Annotated in this window: 11 protein-coding genes; 8 read left to right on the top strand and 3 right to left on the bottom strand. The window is 28.4% G+C overall.

What is annotated here, in order from left to right:
- The first annotated feature begins 4 nt into the window (after positions 1–4).
- Both BCF59_RS00310 and BCF59_RS00305 read left to right on the top strand, forming a co-directional pair.
- On the top strand, positions 5–1,810 hold the full coding sequence (locus tag BCF59_RS00310; protein ID WP_134110036.1) for a potassium transporter TrkG: 1,806 nt from the start codon (positions 5–7) through the stop codon (positions 1,808–1,810).
- 8 nt (positions 1,811–1,818) lie between these two features.
- On the top strand, positions 1,819–2,496 hold the full coding sequence (locus BCF59_RS00305; RefSeq protein ID WP_134110033.1) for a potassium channel family protein: 678 nt from the start codon (positions 1,819–1,821) through the stop codon (positions 2,494–2,496).
- Positions 2,497–2,529: 33 nt separating this feature from the next.
- Here BCF59_RS00305 and BCF59_RS00300 read toward each other — a convergent pair whose 3' ends face one another.
- From BCF59_RS00300 to BCF59_RS03680, 3 genes are read right to left on the bottom strand one after another with little or no spacing between them, the layout of a single operon-like run.
- Entirely contained in the window at positions 2,530–4,863 is a 2,334-nt protein-coding gene (locus tag BCF59_RS00300; RefSeq protein WP_134110030.1) for a DEAD/DEAH box helicase family protein, read from the bottom strand.
- Positions 4,850–6,157, bottom strand: a complete 1,308-nt coding sequence (locus BCF59_RS00295) for a site-specific DNA-methyltransferase (protein ID WP_234851419.1) — start codon at positions 6,155–6,157, stop codon at positions 4,850–4,852. The genes BCF59_RS00300 and BCF59_RS00295 overlap by 14 nt, the downstream gene beginning before the upstream one ends.
- A 16-nt stretch (positions 6,158–6,173) precedes the next feature.
- Positions 6,174–6,530 carry a type III restriction endonuclease subunit M gene (locus BCF59_RS03680; protein ID WP_234851406.1) on the bottom strand — a complete coding sequence of 119 codons (357 nt, stop codon included), beginning with the start codon at positions 6,528–6,530 and terminating at the stop codon, positions 6,174–6,176.
- Positions 6,531–6,787: 257 nt separating this feature from the next.
- Here BCF59_RS03680 and BCF59_RS00290 point away from each other — a divergent pair, with 257 nt between their 5' ends.
- The 6 genes from BCF59_RS00290 to BCF59_RS00265 all read left to right on the top strand — a co-directional run bounded on the left by BCF59_RS00290 (position 6,788) and on the right by BCF59_RS00265 (position 14,063).
- Positions 6,788–7,213: a division/cell wall cluster transcriptional repressor MraZ gene (locus BCF59_RS00290; protein ID WP_134110027.1), complete on the top strand. Its 426-nt coding sequence runs from the start codon at positions 6,788–6,790 to the stop codon at positions 7,211–7,213.
- A complete protein-coding gene (gene rsmH / locus BCF59_RS00285) occupies positions 7,213–8,106 on the top strand; it encodes a 16S rRNA (cytosine(1402)-N(4))-methyltransferase RsmH (protein ID WP_134110024.1) in 894 nt (297 codons plus the stop codon). Before BCF59_RS00290 ends, rsmH begins: the two co-directional genes overlap by 1 nt.
- Before the next feature lie 15 nt (positions 8,107–8,121).
- A complete protein-coding gene (locus tag BCF59_RS00280) occupies positions 8,122–9,306 on the top strand; it encodes an MAG3720 family protein (RefSeq protein WP_134110021.1) in 1,185 nt (394 codons plus the stop codon).
- Between the two features lie 8 nt (positions 9,307–9,314).
- Entirely contained in the window at positions 9,315–10,589 is a 1,275-nt protein-coding gene (locus BCF59_RS00275; RefSeq protein ID WP_134110018.1) for a cell division protein FtsZ, read from the top strand.
- Between the two features lie 145 nt (positions 10,590–10,734).
- Entirely contained in the window at positions 10,735–12,471 is a 1,737-nt protein-coding gene (locus BCF59_RS00270; RefSeq protein WP_134110015.1) for a Na/Pi cotransporter family protein, read from the top strand.
- Between the two features lie 83 nt (positions 12,472–12,554).
- Positions 12,555–14,063, top strand: coding sequence for an endonuclease (locus tag BCF59_RS00265; RefSeq protein ID WP_134110012.1), 1,509 nt, complete (start codon positions 12,555–12,557; stop codon positions 14,061–14,063).
- The last annotated feature ends 49 nt before the right edge of the window (positions 14,064–14,112 follow it).

Raw genomic sequence — 14,112 nt, 5'->3', positions numbered from 1 at the left:
TTAAATGGGATCGTTTTTTAGATTCAAAAGTTCCATTAAGAATTCTAAAATAGGTTTATTTTTTAGAAAATTAAATAATTCAATAAGAAATTTATCACAATTAAAGTACCTTTTAATTGTGTATTTTCTTGTGGTTTTTTTATTTAGTTTACTCTTATGAGCTCCCTTTGCTCACGCAAATCCACAAACTGATTGATATTCATTTAGAAATTATATTAATGCTGTTTTTACTACAGCTAGTGCTTTTTCAGATACTGGTTTAGTTGTCTATGATACTTTTAGTTATTGAAATACTTTTGGTCAAGCAATTATCGCGATCTTAATTTTATTAGGCGGAATCGGAATCTTTGCGTTAAAATTCTTTATTATTAATTACATCTTTCGCCGTAGCATGACATCGATTGGTAATGTGCAATTGTTGCAAAATGAGCGTGGCGGTTCAGATGTTAATACTACTATTAAACTAGTTTTATCATCCGTTAAGTTTTTACTTGCTGTAATTTTGATCTCTGGTTTTGCGATGTCTATTTATTTTTATTATGTTCCTGCAATGCATACTAAAGGTGTTGGGGAATATTTAAAAGGTTCAAATGGAGAACTTGGTTATATCAACTCACAAGGTGATTGATCTATTGCGTTTCGATTTGGCTTCTTTCATACTATTTCAGCAATCAATAATGCTGGTTTTGATATCGTTTCTGGTAATTCAATTATGCCTTACCAACAAAACTATGGTCTACAAATTTGAATTATTATTTTGTTTGTGATTGGTGGAATTGGATATCCGACTATTTATGATATCCATGAATTTATCATACACCTCTTTCGTAAAGAAAAACGCAAACATCGTTTTTCACTATTTTCCAAAGTATCATTAATTTCATATGTTTTATTATTTTTAGTTGGTTTAATTTTTGCATTAGGTTTTGAACTATCATCACATTCGCAAACATCATTGTGAAACAAAATTTATCTCCCTGATTCTAAAGTATATTATAATAGCTATCAACAATGAATTCAGATAACAAATAAAAATCCTGAGTTGCTAAAAGTTTTAGAGGCAAAAAATGCAACTAATTTAAATGCCACCGAAGCTCGTTTGTATAATATTCTACAAGCCAGAATCAAGGATAATGATCAACTTTGACCTACTTTACAAGAATATATCAAACAAGGTCCAATGTATGGAAATTGATTTGATCGGACTTTTGCAATTATTTTTACCACGTTTTCAACTCGCTCTGCAGGATTTGCAACTGTAAATATTCACGATTTTACTACGAGTACAACTTTAATATATACCATTTTAATGTTTATTGGCGCAGCACCATCTTCAACAGGTGGTGGTATTAGAACCACAACATTTGCGTTGTTAGTAATGACTACCCTTTCGGTATTGTTAGGGCGCAAACGCGTCAGAATGTTTAAGCGGGCAATCGAAAAACGTACCGTGTTTATGGCAACACAAACCTTTATTTTAGCGTTTGGTTTGGTAATTATTGTGAGTTTAATTTCGTTTACATCATTTGATACACACGGAGGAACAATTGCAACAGTGAATTTAGTTCAACAACAAAATCAACCGGTATATAATTCAATGCATATTATTTTTGAAGTATCGAGCGCATTTGGAACCACTGGTTTAAGTAGTGGAATTACTAAAAACCTTAATATTGCATCCAAATTAGCTTTCATTTTAACTATGTTTATTGGTCAATTTGGAGTTTCATCAACACTGCTAGTGTGAAAACGTAAAAAATCTAAAGATCGTAACTATGAATACATCGATGCAGATTTGGCAATCGGTTAGGAGAAAATATGAAATATAGACAAAGTAAAGACATTGCTGTAATCGGTTTGGGTCGTTTTGGTTCAGCGGTGGTAGATGAGTTAATTAAACTCGGTAAACAAATCACCCTTATCGATGATAGTCCTGAAAAATTAAAATTATATGAAGATGATGCGCAACGACTAATTGTAGGTGATGCGGCCGAAACTAAACTCTTAAGATCAATTGGTATAGAAAAAATTGAAACTGTTATTGTTGCAGTTCCTGATAACATTGAGATTATCGCTTCATTATTAGAAATGAATGTCAAAAATATTATCGCACGTGCTACATCACGTCGTCATGCTAGAGTATTGCGTCAAATTGGAGTTAGTGTTATTATTCGACCCGAACAAGAAGCTGGAACGCGAGCTGCATTGATTGCCTCAAATCAAAAATTTATTTTATATAGCAATGATTTACAAGAGCTCGGAAATGGGTTTGTGTTAGGAACATCAGAAATTAAAAATCCAAAGATTTTTAATATGACAATTAAGGATTTAAATTTAAATTCCTATGGAATTACTATTGTTTTAATTAAAACTAATAATACTAAAATTCGTCCTACCGGAGACACCGTTTTAAATCCAAATGACCAAGTAACTGTTATCGGTGAAATAGATAATGTAACTGCTGCTTTTGAGTGATTTAATAATGCTGATGAATAACAAAAAACGATGTGGCTATTGCTACACCGTTTTTTATTGCGATAAGATTTTAGTTAAATTTAAACTCTTATCAGAGCTTCTGATTTCATCGTGGAGGTGTTTAATATCATTAGTTTGTCTTATATTCAACATCTCGTTTAATTCTCTAATTGTGGAAGCTCCGGCAAAATAAAGTTTAATATTATGATCCTTATTTTCTACAAAACAAATACAAAGCGTTAGTTTAATCTTTGAATTCCTATTTTGCTCAATGTATTTTTTATAGCCATTATAGAGATTTTTTATTTTATCAAGTTCATTATTTGAATGGTATTGTTTGATCTCTAAATAAATATAATGATCATTATTTTTAAGAATAAAATCTGGATATGAATTATAAATCTGTGGTTCATGAATAGTTAAATATTGAATATTGATACCTATATTAGCTGGATTTTTAGCTCAAATCTCTATTTTTTTATCTGAAAATTCAAAAAAGTTTTGCAATTTTAATACAAAATCTTTTTCAGGTTGAGAATCTAGGAAAAACGTAAGCAATTCATCTTTTTTCATCTCTTCATAAGCAAAATTATCTTCGTTAATATTCACTATTTCTTTTTTAACTGTGCTAATTTGAAGTGGTAATTCTTTGTTTTCAAATTTGAAGTTGATGCTATTGTTATTCAATTCTTTTTGTAGTTGTTTAAGATAATACTCTTTAATTTCATCCACATAATTAATGAAGAAAATATATCAAAATAAAGTATCAGTGATTTTGTTTTTTAGGTTATTTTGATAAAAGTTTTCTAAATATTTTAAAATTTCAGATGTTAAAAACCTTTTGTATTTATCAAATAACTTGAAATTAAAAGTTTCTAGCTCAATCAAGTTATAAATTTTAGTATTAATAAATTCAATTCCGCCATAATTTTTACTTTTAGCAATAATAAATTTATTATCATTTTCTTTACCTATATTTAAATTTTCCATATTTTCAAAAACTTCAGTATTGAAATATGCTTTATTTTTAAATTTTTCGATTCAATATTTGCTAAAAACATTTTCATCAATAATTTTTTCTTTATATTTTGTTTCAATATTACCGATAATAAATTTTTGATCTTGGTATTTGTTTTTTAGTTTGAATGATTTAATTTCTGTATCTTTGATATCTATATTACTATATAAGTAATAGTTTTTAGCTACTGAAATATCTTTAAATTCATAATTTGGATTTGGATTTCTTTTAATTCTACCGATAGTTTGGACACTTAAATTATTTGAGCTTACATCTCTCAACTGAACTAGCATACAAGCTCTTGGAATATTTCAACCAGTTGCTGGACCTATTTTAAAAATAACCACATCAATGGGTGAAGAATCTTTAGAAATATCACGTAGTGAATAATTTTCTTTGTGTCTTAGGTTGCTTTCTTTCTTATTTTGGTCAAAATACTTAACTCAAGTTAAGTTGTTTTTTTCTAAAATTTTGATAATTGAAGCTAAGTTTTTTTGGAATTTTTCATTTTGTTCTTTGTTAGTAAAACTATCGTTTTCAACTTGAATTAACATTGCGGGATTAATTCCATATAAACCGGGTTCTAATTCATTATCATTATAAAGTTTTTTGATTTCTAAAAAAACTTCACAAGCTTTTTGGAGGATTGTTTCATTATCAATTGTAGTTAAATGTTCTAATCCTGCGTTATATTTTTTATATGACTTTAATAGCTTAATTTCATCAGTTTCTAAATCTTTTTCACTAAGTTCAATGCATTCGGCACTTGTATCAGGTGTAGCTGTCATTTTAACTACAAAATGTGCTGCCTCTTGTATAGATTTTTCAAAGTGTTTCTCATCCTTATTTAGGGTTATTTTAGAACCGATATGTGCTTCATCTCTAATGTAAATTAGTTTATAACCTGTCAATCTAATTTCAGCTAAAAACGCATCAATTGAACCTTGTTCATATAAAATTGATTTTTTTCGAAATGATGCTCCACCCATTATATAAACATTATTTTCTTTTGCAAAAAATTGATAATTTTTTTCAACTTTAGAGTTTTTGTTTATATTAGATGGACTTTCAATTCTTTGGATTTCAATATTTTTATTAATAAGATGTTGACGATAAATTTTAAAACTTTCGTGCATTTGTTTTGGTAATTCAGCGCTAGATAATGTAACAATAACAAAAACTAATTTTTGATTAAATTCTTGTTTGCTTCATTCAATTAATTGATTTATATAATTAAGCATCATAAAAGTTTTACCAGAACCGGTCGGTGCTTTAAAGAAAACAGAACTATTTTCGTTATTTAAAAGACTATTGACTGTTTTTTTAAATAATTCATGGATAACATTTTCTTGTGAATTAGTTAATTTCATCTTCGTCCTTTTTTAATTCTGGTTTTAAAGAGTGTAATGAGTTTAATAAATTAAGATATTCATTTGGGTTTTGAAGGTTAGTTTTTATACCAAAATCATTTAAAACTTTAATTAATTTGTTGATGATTGCTCTTATATTATCTTTATTTTGAAATAAAGATACATCAATATGTTCAATATTAAAGACATCTAAATTACTACGATAAGGTTGATTCTTTTTGCCTCATTCAAAGGTTTCATCCTTAGTTCCTTTGCCATGATTGATACGATAAAGTCTTTCATAATTTACATCAAGACCGATATTATTTTGATTATTTGTAACAAGTGTAAAAGTACGGTTTCCCCCATCTTCTCTATTTAATTCTAATACAGCATGCCCTGTGGTTCCGGAACCGGCAAAGAAATCAAGTATACGAGTATCCTGGGTTTTTTCTACTATTTTAATTAAATGTATGATTAATTCTACAGGTTTTGGGCTATCGAAAACCTTAACATTAAAAATAGATTTTTGTTCTTCAGTGCCCACAGAATTCATTACATTATTAATTATATTGGTGTATTTTTCAGTTCTAATGGTGTTATTATTATTGTTATCTACAAATTGGTATTGTTTTGTAAAAATTTTATTATTGATTACTTCTATGAATTTATTTTCAAGACCTCATTGTAATTTTTCTTTACTTCATCTTCACCGCCAGTCTTTTAGTGCATGCTTTCCGCTTTGCCTATCAATTCATCTTTCTTTCGAACCACCGGCATAGTATTTCTTACCATCTATTTCTATTTCATAATCCAAACCTGATGACCAAGTAAGTGATGCCATATCCAATTGCTTTCTTTGATACTTTCCACGTGTTTCAACAAATTCATCAGTGTATTTATATCTAGATTCATTCCGTATATCTTTTTTAATTTCATTTATTTTCAGTTTATCAATATCTTTTGCATAAAATAAGATGTATTCTGTTAATTGTCTAATGTATTTTGTATCTGCTCCAGAACCTGAATTTTTTTTCTGATAATTTAAATTTACAACAAAATTCTCTTCCCCAAAAATTTCATCCATTAGCACTTTTAAATATGCTTGTTCACTATCATCGATTGAAACAAAAATAACTCCATCATCTTTGAGAAGTTCCTTAGCTAACTTTAGGCGTTCGTTCATTAAATTTAGTCAACCATTGCGTGAATATTTATCGCGATATACGAATTTGTTTGCTGCAACATTTTCTTTGTCATCTGCGATACTATTACCATCGTTTTTGCTTGCTTCGGTATTGTAAGGAGGATCAATATAGATTACATCATATCTAGCCTCAAGGCCGAATCTCTCTCTCTCTCTCTCTCTCTATTACTATTAAGTTCTTTAATGCATCATAGTTCTCTCCTATGATTAAAGTATTGTTATATAAACTGTCATTATCACTTAGTTTAAAACTTTTGGTTTCATCTTTTTGCAACAATGCGATTGCTTGTGTATTTGATTCAGGTGCTGCATCAAAACGAAACCCAGTTTTAACTCTTTGGATGATAAATTGAAAGACATATTCTAAGTCTTTATCTTCAAATTTTTCTAAAATTTTGATTGCAAGATCTCTTTGATCTGCATTAAGTTCTTTTGATGAAATTTCATCAAGTTGTGTTTTAAATTTGCTTAGTAAACTCATTTTTCCTCCTTATTTTAAATTTACATTATTAATATTTTATCATTCGCAAAATAAAGCAAATGAACATTTTTTAAAATCACTTTATCAAACTACAAAATATTTTTTAACTACCTTATTAAATAATCAAAAGACTAAAAATGAACCAATTAAAAATAAAAATTAAGAAAAAATAATTCATTTAAAAATTTTTTTAAAATTATTTAGGGTGCTAGGGTAATTGGTGGTAAAATTGAGTTAGATAGTGGGAGGAAGTGGTAATGTATGGACAATATACACGGAACCTCGATGATAAAAATCGTGTAATTTTACCTTCGGTGTTTCAAGGGACATTGGGAAGTACATTTATGGTTAGCATCGGGTTTGACGGAAATGCAGAATTACGAAGTATAACAGACTTTGAAAAGTATAAGAATATCATCGAATCAAAAAGTTCATTCAATCCTGAAGTTAGAATGCTTGCAAGATTTATTCTTGGTAATTCTTTTCAAGCGAGCTTAGATTCAGTCGGACGTTTTAGCATTCCTAAAAACATTACCTTAGATCTTGCTATCAAAAAAGAAATCACATTCGTTGGTGTTGGTTCAGTTGTAGAATTATGAGCCAAAGAAAAATTGGATACATTAAATAATCAATACAGTTTATCAGATATGGCAAAACTAGCAGAAAGAATTTCGGAAAAATAATGCTACATTATTCAGTGTTATTGCAAGAAAGTATTGATGCTTTAAATATTCAACCAAATGGAATTTATGTAGATTTAACAGTTGGGATGGGCGGACATTCTGAAGTAATCTTATCAAAATTAACCACTGGACATCTGTATGCTTTTGACAAAGATGACTATGCTATAGAAGTAGCTAGACAACGTTTGACAAAAGTGTCAAATAATTTTACTTTAATCAAAGCAGATTTTAAGGATATTAAGTCACGATTAAATGAATTAGGTGTTTATGAAGTTAATGGAATTATTGCGGATTTAGGTGTTTCCTCACCTCAATTAGACCAAGCACAACGTGGATTTAGTTACAACAAAGACGCACAGCTTGATATGCGCATGGATCAAAATCAAAGTTTATCGGCTTATGATGTAATCAATAATTACAATCAACAACAATTAAGCGAAATTTTAATTAAATACGCTGATGTAAAACTTGCTAAACAAGTTGCGAAAGCCATTGTTAAAAATCGTCCAATTGCAACAACATTACAATTAGTTGAAGTTATCAAAAGTGCGTATCCAGCTGCTTTGTTGCGACAAAAAAATCCAGCTAAAGCGGTCTTTCAAGCGATTCGTATTGAAGTTAATGATGAAATGAATTCTTTACAAAAAATGTTAGATGAGGCAATCGCTTTATTAAACAGTAATGCTGTTTTAACGGTAATTACATTTCATTCCATTGAAGATCGTATTGTTAAACAAACTTTTGCTAGATTAATTAAATCAACACATCCTGCAAAATTACCAGTGCAAGAAACCAGACAATATTTCACAAAATCTATCTTACCAACACAAGCAGAAATCGAAGTAAATCGACGTTCAAAAAGTGCAAAATTGCGAAAATTAGTTAAGCTATAAATTAAGGAGGAGTATATGAAAATGTTTATTAATTTTGTAATAAATATTAATAATATATCCTTTTCCTTAATTAAAAATAACTCTAAAAATTACACTCGTGCGGCTGAAGATGAAACATATTTTTATAATAAATTTTCACAAGCAACGCAGTTTATTGATTTTAAACTTAAACATTTGTTAAATTTATATGCTAAAGAACATCTACATTTAAATTTAGTTTTAGATGAAAAGCTTTTTGAAGAAATTTCATTTTTAAATATCCAAGAAATTAGCATGGATTTAGCTGTCAATCAAAATCAAAATTTTCATACTTTTTTAAAGGTAAATTCAGAGACATTTATTTTAAACACTTACAACTACCAATTTAAAACAGATCACAACGGAATTATTAAATCATATAATTTTTTTCCGCTCAATAAAGAATATCAAAGTGTTACGACCCTCAAAACACAACTTCAAGTTAAAACAAATTTAGAAATTGCACTATTTTTCGAGAGTTTGACAAGCTCACTTACAGAATTTTTATCAGCAAACCATAAAAATACTTATTTACTGAATATCAAACAACAACTCTTAGCACAACAACTTAAGAATCAAACCACTAATAATTTATTAGTTAATATTGATGAAGATAACCTTTTTATTAGTTTGGTTAGAAATGGTTATATCCTCAAGATGATTAAAATTAATGCTGGTATTAATATCATTTATAAATATCTAGATAACTTTCAACTTAGTAAATCGGTCTTTTATGCGCGCTTAAAATACGTTTTGAAAACTATTTTAAGTAACGAAAATACTGATTTAGATGAAATTAATCAAATCATTTTAGAAAAACTTCAAAATTTTAGTAGTTATTTAAACAAACAAATTACTTATTCTTGAATCGGGTTGACTCAAGAAAACTTACGTTTATTTATTTATAGTAAATTAGATTTTTTACTCTCATTTTTTCATAAAAAAGTCCTTTCTGAAAAGAATGTTATAAATTACGAAATTTTAAATTGACAAAATCTGTTAATTGAAAATTTCAATTTAATTCATCATTTAGATATTTATGCATCAATCGCAGTCTGAACTGCAAATAATTTTGCTAAAGAAGATAGTAGTCATTTACAAGTTTTAACTAAAGAAATTGAACTTTCAAATACCTCCAAAGTAATGATGTGAAGAAAAATTAAAAATTGATTTAAACAATAGAGGTTAAGATGCAAGAAATTAATTCACAAATGTTACATAATCAAAATATTTCCGTAAAAGTTATCGGAGTCGGTGGATGTGGTGGAAATGCAATTCATTTATTACAAGAACATAAAATTCCTCATTTTCAATATTATATAGCTAATACCGATTCACAAGCATTGAATAATAATGCTTGTGAAAATAAACTTTTATTAGATTGCGATAATAAAGGTTGAGGAACTGGTAATAACCCTGAAATTGGGAAACAAGCAGCCTTAGCAAATACTGAGGCAATTCAACAAGCCTTATCCGGTGCGGATGTAGTGATTATAGCAAGCGGATTAGGTGGAGGAACCGGAACCGGAGCGACTCCTGTGATTGCTGAAATTGCAAAGAACTTAGGCGCATTAGTAATTTGTGTTTTAACAACACCTTTTAGTTATGAAGGTCATAGAACACATCAAATTGCCAAAGACGGCTTAGTAAACATCATTCCACAAACTGATTCATATTTTTTAGTTTCAAACAGTAAAATGGAAGAATTGTATGCTGAAATGCCAATTTCAGAGTTATATACTTTATCAAATCTTACTTTAAAAAATCTTTTACAAACCATTAATGATATTATTTTTGAAGTTGGTATTATTAATATTGACTTTGCTGATATCAAAACCGTTTTAAAGGATGCAAAATTAAGTTTTATCGGTGTTGCAAAGGCAACAGGAAGCCAACGAACAGAAAAAGTCTTAAAGAAAATTTTTGAGCACAATTTAGTTGATTATCAAATTAAAAGTGCACAAAAAATTATCCTTAATATTGATGCTGATTGCAAAACTACTATTAGCGAACTCAAACAAATTCATCATAGTTTGTTGGAATATTTACAAATTTCAAGTGATGATATAGAAATCATCTCAGGTTTTTCACAAAATTTAACAAGCAATGAATCCATTAAAATCTCGATGATTATTAGTGGAATTACAACAAAAAACAATGAAACTACGATTCAAACACAACTAATGAGCGCACCAGATATGATTGACGAATCTGTTTCTCAATCACAAATTTTACAAGATACTAATCTAGAAAATACAAATTCAACTACATCAGATAATTTGGATGAAGATGAATTTGATCCAGCAATGTTTAATTTAGAAAACATACGTAAAAACATTGATTTTAATGAAACTCGTGAACTCAACTTATACACAACTACCAAAGAAGTCGCTATCAAAACTAACGATTCTGATTTTGCTGCAGATTCTGATGATCACTATGTAAATTGATTTTCGAAGTTTTAGAAGAAAGTTTATTTATAGTTATTAGAAGCTGTGTTCAAAAATAAACTAGTTTAAATTGCTAGTTTATTTTTTTGTTTTGTTTTGTTATTATATCTATTATAATAATCTCATTATTAAATAAAACATTTTAAATTAAATATTAGTTATGAACTTTATCGATATACCAATAGCAATTATTTTTGCATTAGCTAGTTTATCACTTTTTATTTATTCTACTAAAAAGTTATCTGCAAGCTTAAAAAGCGTGGGAGATTCGCGTTTTAAAAAAGTTATTAAATTTATTTCTAAAAATAACTATATTGCCTTGTTGGTGGGTGTTTTAATTACGACCTTTATTCAATCATCAGATGGTGCAATGGCCTTGATAATGGGACTATTGGCAGCTAGATTTATTAATTTAAGAGTGGCGATTGCATTTTTATTGGGTGCAAACATTGGAACAGCGACCACTTCATTGATTGTTTCGTTTCAGTCTAGTTTTAAATTTACTGAATATTTTATTTTATTAATGGTAATTGGGGTTTTTGGTTCGTTATTAACTAAAAAAGAAAAGATTTCAAATATCTTTTTATTGATTTTATCAATCGGAATGGTATTTTTATCACTTAAAATTATGTCATCTGCCGCTAAGACGATTGTTCAAACACCATTTTTTAAATCAACTTTAGGCGTAGTTGCTATAAATCCATGGTTGTCGTTTGTTTTTTCATTTATCCTCACTGGAATTTTGCAATCTTCATCCGCTACGGTAACGTTGTATCAAATTGTTTATAATTCTGCTGACGTAATTTCAAATTCAACAGAACCCGTTTTAAAATTAAATTCTGCTATTGCCTTAGTTTTTGGTGCAAATTTAGGAACCACTTTAACTGGTTTAATAGTTTCCTTTACATCGCGCAATAATAATTCTAAAAAAATAGCAATTATTTGAGGATTTACAAACCTCTCTGTTGCGCTATTAATCCTACCATTTTTATATCCATTAACTTATTATGCTGACTTAATTAAATTAATGATACCTAGCGAAAAAGCCTTGCAGTTATCAATAGCGCATTTATTATTTAACTTTATTTTAGTTTTTATCTTTTTTTGATTGATTAAATATCTTGAAAAGATGGTGAATTGAATGATTAAAGATAATAAATTTGAAAAGGAATTTGAAATTTTATTACCTGGAGAATTAATCACTCAAAACGCTTCATTGGCGCTAAAAGCTGCTAAAAATGCTTTATATGCACAAGGCAAAATTTCGCGCGAAGGAATGCAAATTTTATATGACTATATTAATACCGGAAATCAAAAATTACTGAAACATTATGATTATTTGGAAACAGTAATTGATGAAACACGGACATCGATTTATAACTATTTAATTCAAATTAGTACGCATAATTTAAGTAGTGAAGATGGAAAACTACATTTATCATTAGTACTATCATCACGTTCTGTTGATAAAATAATGGGTTTAGGTAAACAAGTTATTAACGAACTAAATAAAACTTATCTTACTAAAAAACAAGAATTTGACATTGAAAAGGAAATTTTAACAGAAATAAAAGAATTAGTTGATTTATTAAATATCTTATTAAAAAATGTAATTAATCAACTAGATAGTTCAACTGCACAAAGACATAAATTCATTGAAAAGATGAACAAAAACATTCATTCACTAACTTTAGAATTTTCAAAAACTAATATCGAACGCTTAAAAAATGATGTAGATAAAAAACAACTTCAACAAGATTTTGATTACAGCATTTTATTAAGAACCATAGAAAGAATCGCACATCACTGTCTAAGAATTAATCACTATATAGAAAACTCAAGATTTAAAATTTATAATATTTCAAAAACTGAGCAAGACAAATTTATTGATGTATAAGACTTTGCAGATTGCAAAGTTTTTTGCAATTGAAAAATTTGTGCGAATTTTATATAATCATTTTATATAATGAGGTAATTAAAATGAAGAAAATTTTTAAATGATTAACAACATCTATGACTATAGTTCCTTTGATATCGGTGGCTTGCAATTCATTGGTGGAACCCGTAGAAGATAAATCGAAATCCAAACCACGCACAAATTCTGAACTACCAATCCAACCCATCATAGTTGACCCAAATAAACCAAAAACAAAATATGTTTCAGAAGTAGATCAATGAGCGGACGCAAATTTCGAAAATATTTTAGAGGTGTTAAATAGTGATACAGTTAAAGAGCTGATGACTAATAACAACTTAAAATTAGTTTATGATTATGTAAATAAAGTTATAATTAAATATGATAAAAATACTAAAGTAAATTGACGCAAACTTCCGAAAGATCGTAGCAACATTAATGTTTTTAAAGTAACAAAAATTACTAGTGAATTTAATTTAGTGAATGCTGATCAACCTACATATTTATCAACTAGGGATTCTAAAATAAGAGCAAACACTGATATAGATTTTAAAATTGAAAATAATGTTTTAATTCTAAAATATAAAATCGCTCAAATTACAGCCGGTGTAGTTTCGGATGTTTCAACTAAATCATATCTAAGTAAATTTAATTTGAATAATCTGAACGATTCTAAAGCTAAAGATCCAATCATCAAACCCCAACAAGCAAGCGAAATTCAACTTCCGAACGCAACCGATACTAATAAGTTAGTTTATGATAACACTGATAATTGATATGCTGCCGCTGATGGAAAAAGTGGAATGGAACTTTGAGAAGTTTTAAATAAAATTCATCAAAGCCATCGTAAAGGGATTTTATATCAAACCCCATATAGACAACTCCCGAGTTTTTATAGAACTTCTGATGCATTTAAGGATTTATATTATGAAAAAGATCACAGTATTTTAGACATCTATTCTGAAAATCCTAACGGAAATGACCCATATGAATATCAAAATTATAACAGCAACGGTGGTAGTGCTAAAAAAGAAGGAGATGGCACAAATCGTGAACATTTAATTCCGCAATCATGATTTAATAAACAAAGCCCAATGGTCAGTGATCCTCAATTTGTATGACCTACTGATATTTATGTAAACGCAAAGCGTGCTGACTATCCACATGATGATGTTGTTAAAGTAATATATACGAGTTTAAATGGCTCAAAATTAGGTAAAAATAACCAAAACCAAACCGCTTTTGAAGTAATTGATACATTCAAAGGCGATGTTGCACGTAGTTACTTATATTTTGCTTTAGCATATCATGACCAAAACATTTCTACGTCTCAACCCAATACCAATGTTTTTACATCAGTTTTCCCTAATATCAAAGGACATTTTTTACAAACATATTTAAATTGAATTACTAAAGATCCAATAGATAAATTTGATATCACAAGAAATCAAGCGATTTATAAAAAAACCCAAATTAGAAACCCATTTATAGATTATCCGAATCTCTTTGAAAACTTATTTGGGTTAAATCCTAAACCGTTTGTTAATAAAGGTATTTTAAAGGATATTAGATAAAATACTGCAAAATTAGTTGTCTTTTATTATGTTGTAGTTAAAAATGATT

This window comes from Mycoplasmopsis mustelae, from assembly GCF_004365095.1.
Lineage (GTDB): Bacteria > Bacillota_I > Bacilli_A > Mycoplasmatales > Metamycoplasmataceae > Mycoplasmopsis > Mycoplasmopsis mustelae.
This window is presented reverse-complemented; position numbering and strand designations above follow the sequence as displayed.